This window comes from Tessaracoccus sp. MC1756, from assembly GCF_014164735.1.
GTDB lineage: Bacteria > Actinomycetota > Actinomycetes > Propionibacteriales > Propionibacteriaceae > Arachnia.
The window spans coordinates 171,833-194,217 of record NZ_JACJFZ010000002.1 but is presented as its reverse complement, the minus strand read 5'-3'; the positions used below and the strand labels follow the sequence as shown (position 1 = coordinate 194,217).

19 protein-coding genes and 1 pseudogene are annotated in these 22,385 nt (G+C 69.1%); 3 read left to right on the top strand and 17 right to left on the bottom strand.

All coding sequences use genetic code 11. The annotated features are described in order from the left end of the window. Positions 1-23 precede the first annotated feature (23 nt). Complete coding sequence (locus H5393_RS06215; protein WP_182765933.1) at positions 24-2,297, bottom strand: excinuclease ABC subunit UvrA; 2,274 nt, start codon at positions 2,295-2,297, stop codon at positions 24-26. Positions 2,298-2,486: 189 nt separating this feature from the next. Here H5393_RS06215 and H5393_RS06210 point away from each other — a divergent pair, with 189 nt between their 5' ends. Together H5393_RS06210 and H5393_RS06205 are read left to right on the top strand one after the other, a co-directional pair. Further along, positions 2,487-3,377 (top strand): GNAT family N-acetyltransferase, encoded by an 891-nt coding sequence (locus tag H5393_RS06210; protein WP_182765932.1) that lies wholly within the window; start codon positions 2,487-2,489, stop codon positions 3,375-3,377. A 245-nt stretch (positions 3,378-3,622) separates the two neighbouring features. Beyond that, positions 3,623-4,546 (top strand): RNase H family protein, encoded by a 924-nt coding sequence (locus tag H5393_RS06205; protein WP_182765931.1) that lies wholly within the window; start codon positions 3,623-3,625, stop codon positions 4,544-4,546. Between the two features lie 104 nt (positions 4,547-4,650). Here the strand turns inward: H5393_RS06205 and H5393_RS06200 are convergent, their stop codons facing one another. From H5393_RS06200 to pflB, 13 genes and pseudogenes are all read right to left on the bottom strand, one after another. Then, positions 4,651-5,571 (bottom strand): ABC transporter substrate-binding protein, encoded by a 921-nt coding sequence (locus tag H5393_RS06200; RefSeq protein WP_182765930.1) that lies wholly within the window; start codon positions 5,569-5,571, stop codon positions 4,651-4,653. Positions 5,572-5,593: 22 nt separating this feature from the next. Then, on the bottom strand, positions 5,594-6,259 hold the full coding sequence (locus H5393_RS06195; RefSeq protein WP_182765929.1) for an ABC transporter permease: 666 nt from the start codon (positions 6,257-6,259) through the stop codon (positions 5,594-5,596). Continuing rightward, a complete protein-coding gene (locus tag H5393_RS06190) occupies positions 6,256-6,888 on the bottom strand; it encodes an ABC transporter permease subunit (RefSeq protein ID WP_182765928.1) in 633 nt (210 codons plus the stop codon). Before H5393_RS06190 ends, H5393_RS06195 begins: the two co-directional genes overlap by 4 nt. Continuing rightward, positions 6,885-7,703 carry an ATP-binding cassette domain-containing protein gene (locus H5393_RS06185; RefSeq protein WP_182765927.1) on the bottom strand — a complete coding sequence of 273 codons (819 nt, stop codon included), beginning with the start codon at positions 7,701-7,703 and terminating at the stop codon, positions 6,885-6,887. The genes H5393_RS06190 and H5393_RS06185 overlap by 4 nt, the downstream gene beginning before the upstream one ends. A gap of 96 nt (positions 7,704-7,799) precedes the next feature. After that, positions 7,800-9,311 carry a SulP family inorganic anion transporter gene (locus H5393_RS06180; protein WP_182765926.1) on the bottom strand — a complete coding sequence of 504 codons (1,512 nt, stop codon included), beginning with the start codon at positions 9,309-9,311 and terminating at the stop codon, positions 7,800-7,802. A gap of 161 nt (positions 9,312-9,472) precedes the next feature. Then, a complete protein-coding gene (locus tag H5393_RS06175; protein WP_182765925.1) occupies positions 9,473-9,856 on the bottom strand; it encodes a YchJ family protein in 384 nt (127 codons plus the stop codon). After that, positions 9,853-10,464: a hypothetical protein gene (locus tag H5393_RS06170; protein WP_182765924.1), complete on the bottom strand. Its 612-nt coding sequence runs from the start codon at positions 10,462-10,464 to the stop codon at positions 9,853-9,855. Before H5393_RS06170 ends, H5393_RS06175 begins: the two co-directional genes overlap by 4 nt. 117 nt (positions 10,465-10,581) lie before the next feature. Beyond that, the gene (locus tag H5393_RS06165; RefSeq protein WP_182765923.1) at positions 10,582-10,980 is read right to left on the bottom strand and encodes a hypothetical protein; all 399 of its coding nucleotides are present in this window, start codon (positions 10,978-10,980) and stop codon (positions 10,582-10,584) included. A 35-nt stretch (positions 10,981-11,015) separates the two neighbouring features. Next, complete coding sequence (locus tag H5393_RS06160) at positions 11,016-11,798, bottom strand: hypothetical protein (RefSeq protein ID WP_182765922.1); 783 nt, start codon at positions 11,796-11,798, stop codon at positions 11,016-11,018. Beyond that, positions 11,798-13,414, bottom strand: coding sequence for a hypothetical protein (locus H5393_RS06155; RefSeq protein WP_182765921.1), 1,617 nt, complete (start codon positions 13,412-13,414; stop codon positions 11,798-11,800). The genes H5393_RS06160 and H5393_RS06155 overlap by 1 nt, the downstream gene beginning before the upstream one ends. Continuing rightward, positions 13,411-13,719 carry a hypothetical protein gene (locus tag H5393_RS06150; RefSeq protein ID WP_182765920.1) on the bottom strand — a complete coding sequence of 103 codons (309 nt, stop codon included), beginning with the start codon at positions 13,717-13,719 and terminating at the stop codon, positions 13,411-13,413. Before H5393_RS06150 ends, H5393_RS06155 begins: the two co-directional genes overlap by 4 nt. 35 nt (positions 13,720-13,754) lie before the next feature. Continuing rightward, the gene (gene pflA, locus H5393_RS06145; RefSeq protein ID WP_370585942.1) at positions 13,755-14,612 is read right to left on the bottom strand and encodes a pyruvate formate-lyase-activating protein; all 858 of its coding nucleotides are present in this window, start codon (positions 14,610-14,612) and stop codon (positions 13,755-13,757) included. Then, positions 14,609-16,945, bottom strand: a pseudogene (pflB, locus tag H5393_RS06135) (formate C-acetyltransferase). Before pflB ends, pflA begins: the two are co-directional and overlap by 4 nt. A 243-nt stretch (positions 16,946-17,188) precedes the next feature. Between pflB and metG the strand changes: the two are divergent. After that, positions 17,189-18,982 carry a methionine--tRNA ligase gene (gene metG, locus H5393_RS06130; protein ID WP_182765919.1) on the top strand — a complete coding sequence of 598 codons (1,794 nt, stop codon included), beginning with the start codon at positions 17,189-17,191 and terminating at the stop codon, positions 18,980-18,982. Positions 18,983-18,995: 13 nt separating this feature from the next. Here metG and H5393_RS06125 read toward each other — a convergent pair whose 3' ends face one another. The 3 genes from H5393_RS06125 to H5393_RS06115 are packed head-to-tail and all read right to left on the bottom strand — an operon-like array spanning position 18,996 to position 22,302. Next, positions 18,996-19,745: a succinate dehydrogenase/fumarate reductase iron-sulfur subunit gene (locus H5393_RS06125; RefSeq protein WP_182765918.1), complete on the bottom strand. Its 750-nt coding sequence runs from the start codon at positions 19,743-19,745 to the stop codon at positions 18,996-18,998. After that, the gene (locus H5393_RS06120) at positions 19,742-21,655 is read right to left on the bottom strand and encodes a fumarate reductase/succinate dehydrogenase flavoprotein subunit (protein ID WP_182765917.1); all 1,914 of its coding nucleotides are present in this window, start codon (positions 21,653-21,655) and stop codon (positions 19,742-19,744) included. The genes H5393_RS06125 and H5393_RS06120 overlap by 4 nt, the downstream gene beginning before the upstream one ends. Next, on the bottom strand, positions 21,652-22,302 hold the full coding sequence (locus tag H5393_RS06115) for a succinate dehydrogenase (protein WP_370585962.1): 651 nt from the start codon (positions 22,300-22,302) through the stop codon (positions 21,652-21,654). Before H5393_RS06115 ends, H5393_RS06120 begins: the two co-directional genes overlap by 4 nt. Between the last annotated feature and the right edge of the window lie 83 nt (positions 22,303-22,385).

Below are 22,385 nucleotides of genomic sequence, written 5' to 3'. Positions count from 1 at the left end.
GTTCGAACCCTGGCGGTTCGCGGTCAGGGAGCCAGGTACTGCCTCAGGTGGTCGCCGGTCAGGGTGCCCGCATCCATCAGGCCTTCGGGCGTACCCTCGTAGACGATGCGGCCACCGTCGTGGCCGGCGCCCGGGCCCACGTCGATGATCCAGTCGGCGTGCGACATCACGGCCAGCGAATGCTCGATCACGATGACGGAGTTGCCGCGGTCCACGAGGCCGTGGAGCATCTCCAGCATCGCCTCGATGTCGGCGAGGTGCAGCCCCGTGGTGGGCTCGTCCAGCACGTAGACGCCGGCACCCTCGGCCATGCGGATCGCGAGCTTGATGCGCTGGCGCTCGCCGCCGGACAGGGTGGAGAGCGGCTGCCCGAGCCTGAGGTAGCCCAGGCCCACCGCCAGGAGGCGGTCCAGGATCTTCTTCGGGGTGCCGGCGGTGAACACCTCGGCGGCCCTCCCGATCGGCAGTGCCAGCACCTCGGCGATGTTGAGCCCGTGGAGCCGGTACTGCAGCACCTCGTCGGTGAACCGTCGGCCCTCGCACACCTCGCAGGTGTTGGCCACCCCGGCCATCATGCCCAGATCCGTGTAGACGATGCCCAGGCCCTTGCAGTTCTCGCAGGCACCGGCCGAGTTGGCGGAGAAGAGCGCGGGCTTGACGTCGTTCTCCTTCGCGAACGCCGACCTGATGGGGTCCAGCAGACCGGTGTACGTGGCGGGGTTGGAGCGGATGGAACCCCGGATCGCGCTCTGGTCGACCACGCGGATCTCGCCGGCCTTCTTCAGCGCCCCAGACTGGATCGAGCCGTGGATCAGCGACGACTTGCCTGAACCCGCCACGCCCGTGACCACCGTCAGCACGCCGAGCGGCACGTCGACGTCGACGCCCTTGAGGTTGTGGGTGGTGGCCCCGCGGATCTCCATCGCGCCCGACGGCGTGCGCCGGTGGGTGCGTAGCGTGGGCTTGTGGTCCATAAGTTCACCGGTGATGGAGCCGGACCTCCGGAGGCCCTCGAGGTCGCCGACGTAGACGATCTCGCCGCCGTCGGAACCGGCGCCGGGGCCGATGTCGACGATGTGGTCCGCCCGCTCGATGACCTGCGGCTTGTGTTCCACGACGAGCACGGTGTTGCCCTTGTCGCGCAGCGACTGCAGGAGGTCGATCATCCGGTTGATGTCGTGCGGATGGAGGCCGACGGTGGGCTCGTCGAACACGTAGGTCACGTCCGTCAGCGCGGAACCGAGGTGGCCCACCATCTTGACCCGCTGGGCCTCGCCGCCGGACAGCGTGCCGGATTCGCGGTCGAGCGACAGGTAGCCGAGCCCCACCTCCACCAGCGAGCCGAGCTGGTCCGCCAGCGCGGTGAGGACGGGGAGCGCCTTCGCCGAGGTGGTGTGTCCTGCCAGTTCCAGGACCCATTCGCGCAGGTCCGAGACCTGCCACGCCAGCGCGGCGGGCAGCGTCACGCCGTCGACCTCAGCGGAGCGCGACGCCTCGTTGAGCCGCGTGCCGCCGCACTCGCGGCAGGCGACGAAGGTGCCGATCCGCTCCGCGAATTCGCGGATGTGCTTCTGGCCGGCCTCCTTCTCCGGGTTGAGGAACTGGCGCTTCACGCGCACGACGATGCCCTCGTGCGTGGTGTTCATGCCCAGGAACTTCACCCGGGTGCCGGGGTCGTACATCAGCCGTTCGAGCTCCGCCGGCGTGTAGTCCTTGACTGGCTTGTCCGGGTCGAGCTCCGGGTCCTCGCCGTACATCTTCCACTGCCAGGTGCCCACCCCGTAGCCAGGGACGGTGATGGCGCCGTCGTTGAGGGAGAGTTCGGTGTTGACGATGAGCGACTCGTCGACGGCCGACACCTTCCCGTTGCCCTCGCAGGCCGGGCACATGCCCTGTGGCGTGTTGAAGGAGAAGTGGAAGCTGGGTCCCACGTGGGGCGTGCCCAGGCGGGACCAGACCAGCCGCAGCAACGAGTTGACGTCGGTGGCGGTGCCGACGGTGCTCCGGCTGTTTGCTCCCATCCTTTCCTGGTCGACGACGATGGCGGCCGACAGGTTCTCCAGCCGGTCCACGTCCGGCCGGGCGGGGGAGGCCATGAAACTCTGCACGAACGCGGGGTAGGTCTCGTTGATGAGGCGTTGCGACTCCGCCGCGATGGTGCCGAACACCAGGGACGATTTGCCCGAACCGGAGACTCCGGTGAAGACGGTCAACTGCCGCTTTGGGACGTCGACCGAGACGTCCTTGAGGTTGTTGACGCGCGCACCGCGGACCTTGATCTGATCATGCTCTGCCACCGGGCAAGTATGCCCCGCCGCGTCGTCTCCAGCCAGAGGCCTCGGCGACCCGGCCCGTGAGCAATTGGATAGGGTCGCGACGCGACACGCCGAGAGATCACCGCTGGGGGTCCCGTGACCCCATCCAATTGCTCACGGAAGCGACGCAGGGCCAGCCGGGGCCGGGGCGCGGTGAAGTAATGTGACAGGATGATCATCGAGGTCCCCGCCGGAGCGCCGCGCATCACGCTGCGGCATCTCGACGCGGACGGGCGTGCCTCAGATCTCGTCGGCCACCTCATCGCCGCCGACGACGACCGCCTGGTGGTGCTCCCCGAGGACAAGCCGGCCGTGTGGCTGCAACGATCGACGGTGAAGAACCTGAAGCGGGTCCCGGAGCGCACCGTGCTGCCCGCCTCGCCCCCTGACGCGATGCAGCGGATGCTGGACCGCACCTGGCCGGGGCTGCGTCGCGCCCGGTTGGGCGGCTGGATCCTCCGCGACGGGAACCGCCGCACCACCCGGGCGAACTCCACCCTGGTGGGCGGCGACCCCGGGATGCCGTGGGACGTGGCGCTCACACTGGCCGACCAGTGGCGTGGCCGGCCCACCATCCTGCAGGTGGTGATGGGTGACCCCGTCATCGACCTGGCGAAGGCCGCGGGCTACGAGTTGCGTGGCCCCACCGTCGTGATGGTCGCCCGGGCTGATGACCTGCCGTATGACCACGTCGAGGTCAAGGTGTCGCCCGAGCCCGACGAGGGGTGGCTCTCCATCTGGCGGGGTGGCCGCACGGACGCCGACCTGGTGGCGGAGATGACCAGTGCCCCGGCCACCTATGCGCAGATCCCCGGCATCGCCGTGGGGCGCGTGGCCCTCTGGGGTTCGTGGGCGGTCATCTCGTCGGTCGAGGTCGCTCCCGCACTGCGGGGCACCGGCTGGGGCCGGGCCATGACGCGGGCGCTGGTGGATTCGGTCGAGTGCCGCTTCGTCGCCCTGCAGGTGGGGGAGGAGAACACCGCCGCCCGCTCGCTGTACGCCAAGGAGGGTTTCGTGGAGCACCACACCTACGCGTACCTGTTCCCGCCCACCGTCGCGTGAGTTTCAAAGTGTCGCGGGCTCCCAGGCCACGACGCTGAATCTGGATCCGGGGTCGCTGAAGCCACTGAATCTGGATGTGGCGTCTCACCGCGACCCCCAGCCCAGACGCCGAATCTGGATTCAGGGTCCCTGACGACACTGAATCTAGATTTGGTGTCCCAGCGCCCGGATCTAGATTTGGTGTCCCCTAGCGCCAGCCGGCTGCGGGGTCGGGACCCCACCGGTCCGGAGGTAGTCTGTCCGGCGTGATTGTTGCTGCCGCAGACGGTTCCTCCCTCTCCAACCCCGGCCCGGCAGGCTGGGCCTGGTACATCAGCGACGACGCCTGGGCCTCCGGGGGATGGCCGCACGGCACCAACAACATGGGTGAACTCATGGCGGTGCTGGACCTGCTGCAGTCCACGGCGCACGTTGACGAACCCCTGCGCATCCTCTGCGACTCCCAGTACGTGATCAACTCCTTGACCAAGTGGCTGCCGGGATGGAAGCGCCGGGGCTGGAAGAAGGGTGACGGCAAGCCGGTCCTCAACGTCGAACTGATGAAGGAACTCGACGTCGCGATGCAGGGGCGCAACCTGCACTTCGAGTGGGTGAAGGGCCACGCCGGGCACGCCATGAACGAGGCGGCCGACGAGCGGGCCAGGTCCGCAGCGTTCGCGTTCCAGCAGGGTGTCGCCTTCGATCCCGGCCCGGGCTTCCCGTCTGCTGCTGCCCCCAAGTCGAGGGAACAGGCGTTCGCCATCGGGTCCACAGATCCGGAGCCTGACCTGTTCTCCGTGGGCGAGCCCGAACCTGCGCCGTCGGGCCCGAGCGGAGGATGCCCCGGCACCGCTTCGGCGCGGGTCAAGGCCAAGCTGCTGCAACTCACGCGCGAACTCCTCGACGACGAGGTACGAGGCGACTCCCGGGCGCTCGTCGCGCTGCTTCACCCCGACTTCGTCGCCCATGCGCTCGACGGCCGGATCGTCGACAGGGCGTACGGGGCATGGCAGCCCACGTCGTCGCGCTTCGAGGTGCTCGCGGTGGACACCTATGCGGAGGGAGTTGCGGGGGTGCGCTGGCGCCAGGGTGACGATCTCAGCCGCCTGCGCTTCTCGTTGTGGCAGCAGACCCCCGACGGCTGGCTGATGCGGTTCGCCCAGGTCACGTTGGCCGAAGCCGTCGGCTAACCCGGCCGGGACCAGGGAAGAGGAAAAAGCTCCCCCGCGGAGGGTGCCCTGCGTGGGGTCACGCTGGGCAGTCCCCGCGAGGGAGCTTTCTTGACGTCCCTCCGTCAGAGGAGGTCGTTCTCCTCGAGCCAGTCGCCGGCGATCTCCTCCGAGCCCAGTTGCTCGTCCACGCTGCGGGCGTTGAGTTCGCGCAGCGCCTCCGGGGTCAGCTTCTCGTTCACCGACGCGATCGCCTGCTCAGCGGCGTCGTCGACCTTGTCGGAGACCAGCGGAACCACCTGCTGCGGCAGGATCAGGCCCTCCGGGTCTTCCAGCACGATGAGGTCGTTGGCGGCGATGGCGGGGTCCGCGGTGTAGATGTCGGCCACCTGGACCGTGCCGTCGGTCAGCGCCCGAACCGTCAGCGGGCCGCCCGAATCCTCCACCGGGAGCACCTCGATGTCGACGCCGTAGATCTCCTTCGCCCCCCCCGGTCCGTAGGGACGGGTGGCGAACTCGGAGTTCGCGGCCATCTTCAGCGGCTCCCCGACACCGGCTAAGTCGGCGATCGCCGTCAGGCCATGCTCCTCGGCGAAGGCCGCCGTCACGGTGTACGAGTCCTGATCCGTGGCCTCGGCCGGGTCCAGCACGCGCAGCCCGTCCGGGAGTGCCTCAGCCAGGGCGGCGTTCACCTCGTCGGCGGTGCGGGCCGTGGTCTCGGCGTCGACGTACTGCAGCAGGTTGCCGGTGTACTCAGGGAAGACGTCGATCTTGCCCGCCTCCAGTTCCGGCAGGTAGGTCTCGCGCTGCCCGATCTGGAACTGCCTGTCCACCGTGTACCCCTCGGCCTCCAGCGCCTGGGCGTACAGCTCGGCGATGATCTCGTTGGAGTAGTACTGCTGGGAGCCGACGACGAGCGTCTGCCCGCCCACCGGCTGAGCCGAGGTGGCGTCGGCGGAGGGCTCGCCGAGTGGGTCTGTGGATGCGCAGCCGGCCAGGGCGAGGGCGGTGGCTGCCGCGAGGATGGTCAGGCGGAGGGCGGTCATGGTGGTTCCTTCCGTGAGGTGGTCAGGGGGTCCTGATACCGGCGGGCGTCACCCGGCGTTGCAGCCAGGCGAACACGAGGTCGACGATCAGCGCGATGGTCATCACGGCGAGCGCGGCCCCGAGCATCTGAGGGTAGTCCTGGGTGCGTAGGCCGAGGAAGAGTTGCCGCCCCAGACCTCCTGCCCCGACGTAGGCGGCGAGAGTCGCCGTGGCGATCACCTGCAGCATCGCCGAGCGGATGCCGCCGGTGAGCAGGGGTAGGCCCAGCGGCACCTCCACCCGCCACAGCACCTGGCGCGGACTGAGCCCGGTGGCACGTGCCGCGTCGATGGTGGCGGGCTCGATGGCGCGGATCCCGGCGTAGGCGCCGGCCAGGATGGACGGGACGGAGAGGATCACGAAGGCCACCATCGGCCCGACCAGGCCCACCCCGAAGGCCAGGCCCGCCAGGGTGAGGACCCCGAGCGTGGGCAGGGCGCGGGCTGTCCCCGTGGTGGCGACGGTCACGCCGTCGAACCGGCCGCTGTGCCCGACCAACCAGCCGACCGGCACCGCGATCAGGCACGCGATCGCCACGGCCACCACCGAGTAGGTCAGGTGCTCCACAGCCCGGTGCAGCACCCCGCCGTCGCCCATCAGGTGGGCGGGGTCGGTGAGCCAGACGACGGCGTCGATGAGGTGTCTCATGCGCGCCGCCACGGCAACAGCCAGCGTCCGAGCAGCACCCAGGCCGCGTCGAGGACCAGCGCCACGACGGCCGTCATGACGAGGCCGGTGAGGATCTCCGCGGTGATCCCGCGCTGGAACCCGTCGGTGAACAGCATGCCGAGGCTGGGGACGCCCAGCACGGCACCGACCGTCACCAGCGACACCGTGCTGACGGAGGTGACGCGCAGGCCTGCCAGCAGCGTGGGCCCGGCCAGCGGCAACTCGACCGTCAGGAACCGCGCCGCCCGGGTGTACCCGAGCGCCCTCGCCGCATCGACCGGGCCCTTCTCGTTGGCGCGCAGCGCGTCGACGACCGCCGGGACCATCAACGCCAGCCCGTACAGCGTGAGCGCGACGACGACGTTGAGGCTGTCGCGGACGCCGGTGCCGATCAGGGCGGGCAGCACGATGAAGAGCGGCAGTGAGGGGATGGCGTATAGGAGAGCAGCGCCAGTGACCAGCGGGGCGCGGAGCCGCCGCCGTCCCGCCGCGAAGCCTCCGATGACCAGGGCCACCAGGAAGCTCGCGGCGATGGCGGGCACCGCGAGGGCGAGGTGGGCGAGCGTGCGCTCCCAGATGAGGTCGAGGTTCGCGGTGATCCAGGTCACGACGGCTCCGCGAGTCTCCCCGCGGCGCGGCCACGGCCATCGACGACGATGCGGCCCTCCGCCGAATCCACGATGTGCAGCGCCCGAGCGTCCCTGCCCAGGCCCAGGAACTCCGCGACGAACGCGTTCGCGGGTGCCGCCAGGATGTCCGGACCGGTGCCCCGCTGGGCCACGTGGCCGCCCTGCTCGAGGATGATGATCTGGTCGCCCAGCAAGAGGGCCTCGTCGATGTCGTGGGTGACGAACACGATGGTCTTGCCCAACTCGGCCTGAAGGCGCAGAAGTTCGTTCTGCAGGTCCGCGCGCACGATGGGGTCGACGGCCGCGAACGGCTCGTCCATGAGGAGGATGTTGGGGTCAGCGGCCAGGGCGCGGGCCACGCCGACGCGTTGCTGTTGGCCGCCCGAGAGTTGTGCGGGGTAGCGACCAGCCAGGCCGGCGTCGAGGCCGACCAGTTCCATCAGTTCTGCCGAACGTCGATGGGCGTCGCGCCGCGTCGTGCCCAGCAGGCGGGGCACGGTCGAGATGTTGTCGACGACGGTGCGGTGCGGCATGAGACCCGCGCTCTGCATCACGTAGCCGATGCGTCGGCGCAGGGCGACTGGGTCCTGGCCGGCGATGTCCTCGTCGTCGATCAGCACCCGCCCCGCAGTGGGTTCCACCATGCGGTTCACCATCCGCAACAGGGTGGTCTTGCCGCATCCGGACGAGCCGACCAACACGGTGGTGGTGTGGGAGGGGATGCGCGCGCTGAACTCTGCCACGGCGGGCGTGGGGCCGCCGTACAGCTTCGAGACCTGCTCGAATTCGATCACGCGGCCACCGCCATGCTTGCGATCCTAGCCACATTGTCGGCGCACACCAGGGGGTCTGGCCGCACTGCCACGGCTCTCTGCCCGGCCCCTAGGGCGTCAGTGGGCGCCGAGTTGCCCCGAGAGTCGCTGGTGGCGGGCCGCCGACGACGCATTCAGGCCGACGATCTCGACGCTCTTGCCGTAGCGCTCGTACTTCGACTCGATCGCGTCGAGAGTGGCGACGGTGGACGCGTCCCACACGTGCGACTCGCTGAGGTCGATCCTGACGTGGGCGGGGTCGCCGGCGTAGTCGAACTGGTAGACGAGGTCGTTGCTGGTGGCGAAGAAGAGCTCACCGGTCACCTTGTAGACGGGGCCGCCGTCGCCGTCGAGGCGCTGCACCTTCGCGAACCGCGCGACGCGGCGGGCGAAGACGATGATCGCCACGTTGACGCCCACCAGCACGCCGATGGCGAGGTTGCTCGTCAGCACCGTGACGATGACGGTGACGAACATCACGATGTTCTCGCTGTGCGGCATGCGGCGCAGGGTGGAGGGCTTGATGCTGTGCCAGTCGAACGTGGCCACCGACACCATGACCATGACGGCCACCAGGGCGGCCATGGGGATCCGGCCGACGGCGGGGCCGAAGCCCACCACCAGGATGAGCAGGAACACGCCGGCCAGGAAGGTGGAGATGCGCGTGCGGGCGCCGGAGACCTTCACGTTGATCATCGTCTGGCCGATCATGGCGCAGCCGCCCATGCCGCCGAACAGGCCCGACATGATGTTGGCCACACCCTGGCCCCAGCCCTCGCGGGTCTTGTTGGAGTGCGTGTCGGTGATGTCGTCGACGAGCTTGGCGGTCATCAGCGACTCCATCAGGCCCACCAGCGCCATGCCCAGCGCGTACGGCGCGATGATGCGCAGCGTCTCGAGCGTGAACGGTACCTGGGGGATGAGGAGTTCGGGCAGCGACGTGGGCAGCTGGCCCTGCCCGGCGACATCCGGCAACTGCCAGCCGAGGGCGACGACGAGCCCGGTGATCAGCAGGATCGCCACCAGCGGGGCGGGCACCACGGATGTGAGTTTCGGGAAGAAGACCATGATGGCGATTCCCAGCGCGACGAGGGGGTAGACCAGCCACGGCACATCCTGCAGGTGGGGGATCTGGGCGATGAAGATCAGGATGGCCAGCGCGTTGACGAAGCCCACCATCACCATGCGGGGGATGAAGCGCATCAGCCGCGCCACGCCGATGACGCTCAACAGGATCTGGAGCAGCCCGGCCAGCAGCACCGTCGCCAGGAAGTATTCGACGCCGTGGTCCCGCACCACGGGGGCGATGACCAGGGCGACGGCGCCGGTGGCGGCAGAGATCATGCCGGGACGACCGCCCACCACCGCGATGGTCACCGCCATGACGAAGCTGGAGAACAGGCCCATCCGCGGATCCACGCCGGCGATGATCGAGAACGAGATCGCCTCCGGGATCAGCGCGAGGGCCACGACGAGACCGGCCAGCACCTCCGTCTTGAGCCGGCGCGGGTTGCGCAGCGCCGCCAGGGTGGAGGTGGAGCGTTCACCCGCCTCGGGCACGGCGGACGTGGACACAGTGGTCTGACTCATGGATCTCCTGCGATGAGGCCCACGCGGAGGCGGCGGGCCGGGGAACTGAGGGCGCGCGACGGGCGCGCCGGGCAGCACTTTACTGACAGCGGCGGCGTGCGCGAAAATCTTCTCCCGGCGAAGGGGTGTCCGGACCGGAGGCGGGCCGGGCGGCGGTCGGGTCAGCCCAGCGTGCCGTCGACGTAGTACCAGCGGCCGTCCACCTGGGTGAAGCGGCTGCGCTCCTGCAACACGCCCATGCCGTCGGGCGAAAGGAACGTGGCCGTGAACTGCACGGTTCCCTCGTCGTCCCAGGCGTTGCCCCGCTCGGTCTGCTCGATCACGAGGCCGGACCACTGGGTGCCGTCGTCGAGGCTGATCGACGGTGGGCGCGTCGTCGGGTGCCAGGTCTCCATGAGGTGGTCACTCAGGCCGAACACGAACGCGGAGTAGCGCGACCGCATGAGCGCGACGGCCGTGGGGGCCGGGCGGCCGTCATGGAAGCGGCCGCAGCAGGCCGAGTAGACCTTGCCGGTGTCGCAGGGGCACGGCAGCGGTGCGCTCATAGGTTGTCTCCCCAGGTCCAGGTGATGTCGGCCTCGCGTTCAGGGGCGAAGCTACCACCCAGCTGAAGGCAGTTCTCCGGCGAGTCGAAGGACTCCCCGCCGAGCACGAGCCGCAGATCCTGGATTCCTCGCTCGCAGCGACCGTTGCTGAGCCACTTGAGGGTCAGTAGCGCGGAGGCGCCTGGCTCGAGGAGCGGGCTGGGCTCAGGGCCGGAGGCCGGTGCGGTGGTCATGTCGCCCCAGATGTTGCCCAGGTCCCGGCCGCGGAAGGCGGGTTCTGGCAGGATGACCGTCTCGTCGGTGCAGTTGCGGACGCGCGCCCAGTGGAAGCGGCTGCCCAGCGCCGCGTCGTAGCCGACGAAGGCAACGGACAACGCCTGACCTTCGGAGCAGGGCGGCTCCTCGTCGACGTACACGATCTGGGGCTTCTTCTCGACGGGCGGGTCCTGGTCCAGGGGTTCCACGCCCCGGGGGGATGGCTCGGGCTCCGGGAGACGGACGTCGGGCGGCAGTTCCGGCGGTGCCTCGACGGCCGGCTCGGCCCGCTGGGTCGCTGCGCCACAGCCGCCCAGCAGTAGTGCCAGCACAAGAAATGTCAGGAACCTCATGCCCCGACCCTAGGGGCTGATCCCAGGTGGCTTCTGTGGGCGTCAGCACTGCGGTACCCACGAGCCGTTGCGCTGGACCGAAGGAGGATCCGGGCTGGGACCACGGACGGACACGGCTCAGCGACGCGCGATGCCGTAGTGCGCAGCAAGGGTGTCGAGCGTGGCGAGATCGACGTCCAACATCGTTTCGAACGTGTACTTCGTGAGGTTCGGGCTGAGGACGTGAACCATGATCGACGAGCGCCTGGCACCGTTGTCGCGGTGGACGGTGGCGATCTGCCGGCCGACCTCCTCCAGCAGCGCCTCGTTCGTGGCGGGGTCGTTGGTGTCCGAGCGGACGGTGCCGGAGACCCAGGCCGAGTCCCTCCCGCCGAACGCCCCCTGCATGGAGTAGCTGAAGTCCGTCAACTCCTCGACGTGATCCAGCGGCTCCAGCGCCTCGACGAGGCGTTGATTCCATTCCTGGTCTGTGACCTCGGCGTCCTTGGATCCGCATCCGAACAGTCCGAAAACCACCACACCTACTCCCATCAACAGTGCCCTTCGCTGCATCAACGTCCTCCGGCCGCAGCAGCAAGCCTGGAGACGAGTTGCGCCCCCAACTGGCCGGGCGGCACCTGGGTGATACCCGGGCGTCCGGGCACCATGTAGTAGAGGTTGCGCCCGACGGCCCAGGCGTCGTTGGACGCGGAGGGACCGGTGCTCGGCTCGCCCACGGCGTAGGCGAAGACGCTGGCCTCAGGCTCGAGGGCGTCGCGGACGTCTGCGGGCAGGGTGGGGAGTTGTAGGAGGCGCTGGGCGAACAGGGTGCGCTCGTACTCCCACGCGGTGGGGACCTCCTCCAGCTTCAACGTCAACGGCACAGCCTCGTCGCTGCGCGGGAGCCGGGGGTGGGCGCGCGCGAGATCCAGCGGTGGAAGGGCGCGGCGCAGTAACAGCCACGGATCCGACGACGGCGCCAGCGCCACCTCGAGCATGGGATCCACGCCGGTGGCCTGCCACCCGTCATCGGTGGGCGCCACCGCGGCTCTCGACGTGACCGTCACCATGTCGTCGCCCAGCACGAAGACCATGGCGTCGAAGGCGACGTTCTGGAACACGGAGACCAGTTCCATCCCGGCGCGCGCCTGCTGGGCGACGCGCAACGCCAGTCCCCAGTCGGTGGCCAGGCCGCGCGGGGTGATGATGCCCGCCGCCTCCCAGCCCGCGAGGGTGTCCTCGTCTACATGGGGGAGTGTTTCGTCGCGGATCTGTTCCATGGCCGCGGCCCAGGTCTCGAACCCCACCAGGCCCACGCGGATACCGTCCTGGGCCACCATCGTCTCGTCGGTCATCACTTCACCTCTCGTCCGAACTCTACGGAATAGGTGGTGGTCGTGCCGTTGAAGAAGCTGCCGTAGCTCTCCTCCAGGGCCTGGACCGGGCCCAACGCGGCCACATCCTGCCGGTAGGTGTCCTGCAGGTGGGTGTACGTGGGCAGGTAGTCCGCCGGCCCGGAGCCGGAGTGGTCGAGGGTGATGTTGGTCACGTTCCCCGGTACATCCCTCGTGCCGTCGAGCCGGTATCCGTTGACGTCTGTTCGGGGGACGGGGTCGTACTGGGTCTGGAAGTTGTAGACCGGCACGTCCGGCCGCATGTTCAGCGACTCCGTCGGCGCACCCGCGCTGATGATGCCCTTCACGTCCACGCCGCTGAGGAACTGGTCGTCCGTGATCAACTGCCCAGCCGCGATCCCGCCCTGCGAGTGCCCCGTCAGCAGCAGTTCCGGCCGCCCGGTGGGTACCGGCAACCCGTTGGCGCGGCGGTGGGCCAGGTCCTCGGCTATGGCGTCCTGGATAGCCTGCGACGCGGCATGCGTGGCAGAGGTGGGGCCCACGCCGTGGTGGAGGAAGTTGGCGGCCCAGTCCAGCCCTGACGGCTGCCCGGCCCACCCCTCCATGGTTGTCATCGCGTGCGCGGTGCCGGAGATGGCGGCCACGTAGCGCACGTCGCCGTTCTCGTCCTCGACGGCGGTGACCGTGACGGAGGTGCGCTCGGCCCCGCCGCGTTCATAGGCCTTCATCATGGTCTCCATGACATCTGACAGGCCCGCGTAGCTGCTCGCGCGGGGATTGCGCTGCACCGGCCCGACGTAGGGCGTGCCGTCCTCGAAGATCTGCAGGTCCCGGCCCACCACGGCGTTGCCGACGACGCCTGCGCCCTGCCCCAGCCGCGTGATGGCGTAGGCGCCGAGTTGCGAGAGGTAGGGCGCCTCTCCGTTCTCGCGCCAGTTCGCCAGCCACTGCGGCGGGTTCTCTCCCAACTCCGCCCAGCGGTCCCAGGCGGAGCCCACCGCCTGGGCGCGACGGTCGAAGAAGTCCTGGACGCTGGCGGCCGCGTCGGTGGCGGTGTCCACCGCCCACTCCATGCCCTCGCCGACCCGGTTTCCGATCCAGCGCCCACCGTCGACGGCGGCATCGCCCCAGCCGACGATCGTGCTCTGCGCATCTGCCGCCCACAGTTTCGCCGCGAGGGAGGCGTCGCAGGCGTTCAGCCGGAACAGCAGCGAGACGACGGAGGCGCTGAGCTGCATCCTGACCACTGGGCGGCGCGGGTCGAGGCTGAAGCCCTGCTCGTTGGCGATCCCACCGCTGTCGCCGATGGAGAAACCCCACCGGTGGGCCTTGTCGAGGGTGCTGTGTTGCGCGTGCTGGATGTCGTCGAAGGTGCCGGCGGCGCTGTCCAGCGCGCTCGCGACGGGCGGCAGTTCGTCGGCGCGGCGCCGCACGGACCTGATGAGCGTGCGGTGGGCCTCGCGACCCCGGCCGGCGGCGTCGCCGTCCCAGGTGGAGAAGTCGTAGGACTCCAGCTGCCCGTGTATCCGCGTCAGAGCCGAGTGGCTGTTGAGCAGGCCCTGGGACTGGGCCCGCAGTTCGACGGGCTGCATGGCGAGGCCGTCGGACCACCTCACGGCAGGCCTCCGAAGAAGCCCGTCGCCGACTCGGTGGCGGCATCCTCGGCGGCCCGGTAGTTGCGGGCGGTGGTGTCGAGCGCGGTGGCGAACCCGAGGAGGTCTGTCGTCAACTGCTCCGCTGAGGTCACCCACTCGCCGTCGGTCTTGGCGGCGCGGCCGGCGCTCAGGCTGCCGGGCAGCGCAGCCACCACCCGGTTGAGGCGCATGCCCTTCGTGGCGCCGGGCGCATCCGCCGCGAGCGCATGCGCGTCGTCGGCGGTCTGCTCAAGCGCGCCGTAGTCGACCTTGTAGCCCTCACCCATGCCCCTGACCCTATGCAGGGCAGGGGTCACCGAGGCTAGCCCCGGAACGTGGGGAGGTCGTGGGCCCGGAACTGGCCCATCACCCGCTCGATGAGGTCCTTCGACGGGGGCTCGGTGTCCGCGAGTTCGTAGGGGATGCCGAGGGATGCCCACTTGTCGCGGCCCATCTGGTGGAACGGCAGCACCTCGACCCGTTCGACGGCATCACCCAGCGTCGCGACATGCGCGGCGACCGCGTCGACGTTGGCCGTGTCGTCGGTCAGGCCGGGGACCAGCACGAAGCGGATCCACATCCGGTTGCCCCGCTCCGCGAGGCGGCGGGAGAAGTCGAGCGTGGGCTGCAGTTCGCGCCCGGTGGTGCGGACGTAGGTGTCCGGGTCACCCGATTTGATGTCCAGCAGCACGAGGTCGACGTCGTCCAGCAGTTCGTCGGACGCGTTGCGCCCCAGGAAGCCGGAGGTGTCGAGGGCGGTGTGCAGGCCCATCTCCTTCGCGGCGCGCAACAGGCGTCCTGCGAAGACGGGTTGGAAGAGGGGTTCGCCACCGGAGAGCGTCAGCCCGCCGCCCGTGGCGCGGAAGACCCCACGGTACCGGCGCACCTTAGCAACGATGTCGTCGAGCAGGACTGGCTCGCCCTTGTTCGTGAAATACGTGTCCGGGTTGTGGCAGTACAGGCAACGCAGCGGGCAGCCGGCCAGGAAGACCGTCAGCCGCGTGCCCGGCCCGTCGACCGCGGTGACGAGTTCCCAGGAATGGACGGAGCCGAGCTCACCGCTGCGGACGGCAGCGATGTGCTCGGCGTGCGTCATGTCGCCGGCCGACGCGATGCCGGCCGTGCCCGACGTCGCGCGCAGGCGCGGGACGTCGAGCAGTGGCAGCTCTTCTGTGGTCACGCGTTCCCGTGGAACGTGCGGGCCAGGACGTCGCGCTGCTGGTCCTTGGTGAGCTTCACGAAGTTGACGGCGTAACCCGAGACGCGGATGGTCAGGTTCGGGTAGTTGTCCGGGTTCTCCATCGCGTCCTCGAGGGTCTCGCGGTTGAGCACGTTGATGTTGGCGTGGAACAGGCCGGGCTGGTGCGAGCGCTCGTCGCGCGACGCCTTCATCGTGGCCAGGCGCTCATCGAAGGTCTTGACTGACATCTGGGGTTCTCCTTAGTTCTCGGGCACGAAGCCGGCGTCGAGCAGGCCGACGAGGTTGCTCACCTGTTCGGCCTTGTCGCGGCCGAGGCCCGACGGGGTGATGGTGTTGGTCAGCGAGATGCCGTCGAGGGCATCGTGGTAGTCGAGCTTGCCCACCGACAGCATGGAGGCGAGCATGCCGTGCGAGTCGGCGCCGTTCTCCGGGTTGGCGCCCGGCGCGAACGGGGCGCCGGCCTTGTGGCCCGACGGGAAGGCGCCGGTGTTGCGGCCGTACACCACGTTCGAGGTGATCGTGAGCACGGACTGCGTGGGCAGCGCGTCGCGGTAGAGGTGCTGCGCGCGGATCTTCTGCATGATCGTGTGCACCACGACGGCGGCGATCTCGTCGGCACGGTCGTCGTCGTTGCCGTAGCGGGGGAAGTCACCCTCGGTCAGGTAGTCGATCACGAGGCCGGTCTCGTCGCGCACCGGGGTGACTGTGGCGTAACGGATGGCCGACAGCGAGTCCGCCACGATGGACAGGCCGGCGATGCCGCAGCCCAGCGTGCGCAGGATGTCGGAATCGTGCAGCGCCATCTCGATCGACTCGTAGGCGTACTTGTCGTGGCTGTAGTGGATGATGTTGAGCGCCTCCACGTAGGTGGCCACCACCCAGTCCAGCACCTGTTCGTAGCGGTGCCACACGTCGTCGAAGTCCAGGGGGCCGTCGCCCGTGACGGGTTCGTAGCCCTTCACGATCTGCTTGCCGCTCATCTCATCGCGGCCACCGTTGATGGCGTAGAGGAGCGCCTTGGCGGCGTTCATACGGGCGCCGAAGAACTGCATCTGCTTGCCCACCCGCATGGGGGACACGCAGCACGCGATGGCCGCGTCGTCGCCCCAGTAGTCGCGGATGCGGTCGTCTGCCTCGTACTGCAGCGAGCTGGTCTCGATCGAGATCGCCGCGCAGAAATCCTTGTAGCCCTGGGGGAGGGCCGGATCCCAGAAAACGGTGATGTTCGGCTCGGGGGCGGGGCCGAGGTTGCGCAGCGTCTGGAGCAGACGGAACGAGGTCTTGGTGACCATCGAGCGGCCGTCCTCGCCGAGGCCCGCGTCGGACCAGGTGGCCCAGTAGGGGTCGCCGGAGAAGATCTGGTCGTAGTCGATGGTGCGCAGGAACCGCACGATGCGCAGCTTGATGACCAGGGCGTCGATCATCTCCTGGGCGTCGGTCTCGGTGATAAGGCCGGCGGCCAGGTCACGCTCGAAGTAGGCGTCGAGGAAGGCCGACAGACGGCCGATCGACATGGCCGCGCCGTCCTGGCTCTTGACGGAGGCGAGGTAGCCGAAGTACGTCCACTGCACGGCCTCCTTGGCGGTGCTGGCGGGACGCGAGATGTCGAAGCCGTAGATCTCACCGAGGTGCTTCAGCTTCTGCAGAGCCTTGATCTGCTCGGAATGCTCCTCGCGGTAGCGGGCCCAGTGCTCGCTGAAACCTTCCTCGGCAACGGCGTCCTTGGCACGCTGCTTGTCGGCGATCAGCGCGTCGACACCGTAGAGGGCGACGCGGCGGTAGTCGCCGATGATGCGGCCACGGCCATACGAGTCCGGGAGGCCGGTGATGATGTGCGAGGAGCGTGCGGCGCGGATGCGCGGCGTGTAGATGTCGAAGACCGCCTCGTTGTGCGTCTTGCGGTACTTGGTGAAGATCTCCTTGACCCGCTCGTCCGGCTTGGTGCCGGCCTCACGCAGCGCGGTCTCGACCATGCGCCAGCCACCGAACGGCATCATGGCGCGCTTCAGCGGGGTGTCGGTCTGCAGGCCGACGACCACGTCGTCGCCCTTCCAGATGTAGCCCGCAGGGAAGGCGTCGATGTCGGCCGGGGTCTCGGCGTCGACGGCGAACACGCGATTGCGTCGCTCGACGGAGAGGTAGTTGTCTTCGAGGCGCTGCCAGGTGGCAGTCGTCTTCTCGGTGGGACCGGCGAGGAAGGAGGCGTCGCCGTCATACGGGGTGTAGTTGCGTTGGACAAAGTCCCGCACCTCGATCTGGGTCCGCCAGGGGCCCTCTGTGAATCCGTCCCACTCGGTGGGCTCGTTTACCAATGTGTCTTCGGCTACGTTCAACGTCACGAGTGAGTAGTTTACGACGATTTGTAGGACTAAGCGATTCGGGCATAGTGGCTGAGCGGTGGAGGCCCCGGCAGGGGCCCGCAGTTTGGATAAATACGCACCAGACGGCCCGCAGCTCCCAGAGGGTGGGCCGGTGGGCAGAGTGAACGAGCGCTTCCGCACGCCGGAACCCGACGGATTCCCACCACATCGCCGCCCTGTGGCAGCGACGATAGGATGACGCGCATGAGTCACGTTCTTGCTGCCGTTGCCTGGCCCTACGCCAACGGCCCCCGCCATATCGGTCATGTCTCGGGCTTCGGGGTTCCCTCCGATGTGTTCTCCCGGTACATGCGAATGGCGGGCCACGACGTGCTCATGGTCTCCGGCTCGGACGAGCACGGCACCGCCATCCAGGTGAAGGCCGATTCAGAGGGCCTCACGGCTCGCCAGACGGCGGACAAGTACCACGGTCAGATCGTCTCGGACCTGCAGGGCCTCGGCCTCAGCTACGACCTGTACACGCGCACCACCACACCGAACCATTACCACGTGGTGCAGGAGATCTTCACCGCACTTCACGAGAACGGCTACATCGTCGCGAAGACGCAGATGGGCGCCATCTCGCCGTCGACGGGGCGCACCCTGCCGGACCGCTTCATCGAGGGCACCTGTCCCATCTGCGGGTACGACAACGCCCGGGGCGACCAGTGCGACAAGTGTGGCAACCAGTTGGATCCGGCAGACCTCATCGACCCGAAGTCCAAGGTCAACGGCGAGACCCCCAACTTCGTGGAGACCGAACACTTCTTCCTCGACCTGCCGAAGCTCGCACCGCAGCTGGCCGAATGGATCGATTCGCGTGAGGACTGGCGCCCCAACGTGCTGAAGTTCTCGCACAACCTGCTCAAGGAGATCCGTGAGCGCGCCATCACGCGTGACCTCGACTGGGGCGTGCCCGTCCCGCTCGACGGCTGGCGCGACGCCCCGATGAAACGCATCTACGTCTGGTTCGACGCCGTCATCGGCTATCTCTCGGCGTCCATCGAATGGGCCAAGCGCACCGGCGACCCGGACGCGTGGCGCAAGTGGTGGAACGACGACCGGGCCAACTCCTACTACTTCATGGGCAAGGACAACATCGTCTTCCACTCCGTCATCTGGCCGGGCATCCTGCTGGGCGCCAACGGCCAGGGCACCATGGGCGGCACCATCCGTCCCGAACTCGGCGAGCTGCGGCTCCCCACCGAAGTGGTCAGCTCCGAATTCATGACCATGCGCGGCTCGAAGGTCTCCAGCTCGCGCGGCGCCTCCATCTTCGTCGGCGACTTCCTCGACGAGTTCGGCCCCGATGCGCTGCGCTACTACATCGCCGTGGCCGGCCCCGAGAACCAGGACACGGACTTCACCTGGGAGGAGTTCGTCCGCCGGACCAACTTCGAGCTGGCGAACGAGTGGGGCAACCTGGTCAACCGCTCGATCTCCATGGCGCACAAGAACAACGGCGCCATCCCCGCCATGGGCGAGCTCACCGACGAGGACCGGGCACTGCTCGACGCGTCGCGGGAGGCCTTCCACACCGTCGGAGACCACATCGCCGCCCGCCGCTTCAAGGCCGGCATCACCGAGGCCATGCGGGTCGTCGGCCTCGCCAACAAGTACATCTCCGACATGGAGCCCTGGAAGCTGAAGGACGACCCGGCCCGCCGCGACACCGTTCTGCACGTCGCCCTGCAGGTGATCTCTGACTGCAACACCCTCCTCACCCCGTACCTCCCGCACGCCGCGCAGCAGATCTTCGAGGCGCTCGGGAACGAAGGTGTGTGGGCCGCGCAGCCCCAGATCGTCGACGTGACCGACGGTGACCTGACCTACCCCACCCTGCAGGGCGACTACGCGTCGCAGCAGGCGGTGTGGGAGTCGCGCCCGATCGTCGCCGGCACGCCCTTGCAGAAGCCCTCGCCGCTGTTCACGAAGCTCGACGAGAAGCTGGGCCAGACCGGCCCCGCGTTCGCGCCCATCCCGGAGTAGGCCGGGTCTCTCCTCAGCTGTCGCGCCCGCGGAAGGCGGCGCGGAGCTGCTCCCGGTGCACGGCCGCCACTGCAGTGAGCGGGATCCCGGCCGGGCACACCTCGACGCATTCGCCATACGTGGAGCAGGGGCCGAACTGGGCGTCCAGCGCCTCTCCCACGGCCCGGGCGCGCTTGCCGCGCTCCAACGTCCCGTGCGGGATCAACGCGAGATGGGCGAGTTTGGCGCCGGCGAACAGGTGGGCGGCGCCGTTGGGGCAGGCGGCGACGCACGCGCCGCAGCCGATGCACGCCGCGAAATCCAGGGCGAGTTCGGCGTCGCCGTGGCCGACGAGCAGGTCGTCGGCGTCCGGCGCGGTGCCGGCCATGACGTCGACGTGCCCCCCGGCCTCGATCAGCCGGTCCAGCGACGAACGGTCCACCACCAGATCCCGCACGACGGGGAACGCAGCCGAGCGCAACGGCTCGATGCGCAACGTCGAGATGCCCCCGAAGGCGCGCAGGTGCTGTCGACAGGACGGCGTCTTCGGCACCGGGCCGTGGGGGCGGTCGTTGACCGTCACGCCGCAGGCACCGCAGACCCCCTCCCGGCAGTCGGATTCGAACTGGATCGGCTCCACGCCCGAGTCCGCCAGTTGGTCGTTGAGCCTGTCCAGCAACTCGAGCAGGCTCATCTCCGGCGTCGCGTCGTCGACGACATGCGTCTCGAAACGTCCCTGGGCCGTGGGCGAATCCTGCCTCCAGACCTCTATCTCTATTCTCATCGGTAGTTCCTCACCGCCAGGGGCACCAGGTCGAAGCTGAGTTCCTCCAGGTGCCGGGTGTGCCTGCCCTCGGGTGTGGTCTCCCAGGCGGAGACGTTGCACCAGCGCCCGTCGTCGCGGGCAGCCTCGCCGTCGGCCGTCGCGAACTCCTCGCGGAAATGGGCCCCGCAGGATTCGGTGCGGTCCAACGCGTCGAGGACCATCAGCTCCGCCAATTCGAGGAAATCGGCGACTCTCGCGGCGCGCTCCAACTCCTGGTTCAGCCGGTCCGCCGGCCCGGCCACCTTCACGTCGCGCCAGAACTCCTCGCGCAGCGCCCGCACCTCGTCGAGCGCCGCCCGCAGGCCCTGCTCGCTGCGTGACACGCCGCAGCCGCGGTACAGGATCTCGCCGAGGCGGCGGTGGAAGGCTACGGGGCGGGCCACGCCGTGGTTGTCGACCAGCCTCCGGGTGCGGTCCCGCACCCAGGCCAGCGACTCGGCGGCCTCAGCCGAGCCCGCTTCGAGGAGGGGAGTGCCGACGAGGGGCGCCAGGTAGTTCGGCACCGACAGCGGCAGGGTGAACCAGCCGTCGACGCAGGCGCTCAGCAGCGAGTTCGCGCCCAGCCGGTTGGCGCCGTGGTAGTTGCTGCCCGCCTCGCCGCCGACGAACAGGCCGGGCACCGTCGTCATCTGGTCGTAGTCGCTCCACAGACCGCCCATGGTGAAATGCGCCCCCGGCGCGATCCGCATCGGCACCACGTACGGGTCCTCGCCGGTGGCGTCGTGGTACATCTCGAACAGGTTGCCGTAGCGCTCCGCGATGGCCTGCCTGCCCAGCCGCGCGATGGCATCGCGGAAGTCCAGGTATACCGAGTTCTTCAACGGCCCGACGCCTCGGCCGGCCTCGATCTCGTCCCTGGCCGCTCGCGAGGCGATGTCGCGCGGCGTCAGGTTGCCGAAGGCGGGGTAGCGGCGCTCGAGGTAGTAGTCGCGCTCGGCCTCGGGGATGCTGCCCGCCGGCCGATCATCACCGGGCTTCGCGGGTACCCAGATGCGGCCGTCGTTGCGCAGAGACTCGCTCATCAGCGTCGTCTTGGACTGCCAGTGCGAACTCACCGGCAGCGCTGTGGGGTGGAACTGCACGAACGACAGGCTGGCGAACAGCGCGCCGCGCCGGTGGGCCCGCCAGGTGGCCGTCGCGTTGGAGTTCATGGCCAACGTGGAATGGAAGTAGACGGAGCCGTAGCCGCCGGTGGCCAGCACGACGGCGTGGCCGGGCGTGAAGCCGACCTCGCCGGTGACCAGGTCACGGGTCACAATGCCCTGGGCGCGGCCGTCTGCCACGACGAGGTCCAACATCTCGGTGCGCGTGTGCAGCCGCACAGTGCCGCGCGACACCTGCCGGAGCAGCGCCTGCGCGGCGGCGACCTGCAGTTGCTGGCCTGTCTGGCCGCGCGTGTAGTACGTCCGCGACACCTGCACGCCGCCGAACGAGCGGGTCGCCAGCTGCCCGCCGTACTCGCGGGCGAAGGGGGCGCCGATGGCCTGGAGGTGGTCGATCACGCGGACCGACTCGGTGGCCAGCCGCACGACGTCGGCCTCGCGGCCGCGGAAGTCTCCGCCCTTGACGGTGTCGCTGATGAAGCGGGCCAGGGAGTCGCCGTCGACCTTCCGGGCGCGGGCCGCGTTGATGCCGCCCTGGGCCGCGACACTGTGGGCCCGCCGCGGCGCATCGTGGAACGTGAAGCACTCGACGTGGTAACCCAACTCTCCCAACGCCGCAGCGGCGCCGGCCCCGGCCAGGCCGGTGCCCACCACCACCACGGTCATCTTTCGCCGGTTCGCGGGGCTGACGAGACGGTATTGCGACGTGCGCCGCGCCCACGCGGTGGCGGGGTTACCGGCCGGCACGTGCGCGTCGAGCATCATGCGATCACCCCGGCCAGGACCAGCACGGGAATGGCGGCGTTCCCGGCTACGACGGCCAACGCCAGCACCGCGCCGACGGCGGCCCAGGCTGCGCGGAACCGCCGCCCGGTCACGCCCCAGTCCTGCAGCAGCGCGCGCCAGCCGTGCCAGATGTGCGCGCCGATGACCACCATGGTGAAGGTGTAGAAGGCCGCCATCCACGGCCGCGAAAAGCTCGCCACCAGGTTCGCGTAGGCGGGGATCACCCCGTCGGGGCCGGCGTGGGCGTAGGAGCCGGGGGCGACGAGGGCGCCAATGGTGAGGTCCAGTAGGTGCACTACCACGAACACGAGGATGACCACCCCACCGGGCAGCATGGTGCGCGCGCCCCAGGCGGTGGCCCGTGGCATGGACCGACGGCGGTGGGAGCCGCGCGCCGCACGCCCACGCAGCCACAGCGTCACCGCCGCCCACACGTGGACGACCAGGCTCACCGCGAGGGTCACTCGGAGGGCCCAGAGCACGCCCTTCTTCGGGATGAGTGGGTAGCCCACTTCACGCAGCCACGTCGCGTAACCGTCCAGGGAGGCGGGACCCCCGTAGACCTTGAGGTTGCCGATCATGTGGATGAACACGAACCCCACGAAGACCACGCCCGTGACGGCCATCACCTGCTTCAGCGCAAAGGTGCTGGGTCGTTTCCTCATCGCGGCCGGTCGTTCCAGTACGGCGGTCATGTCCCGACCGTAGC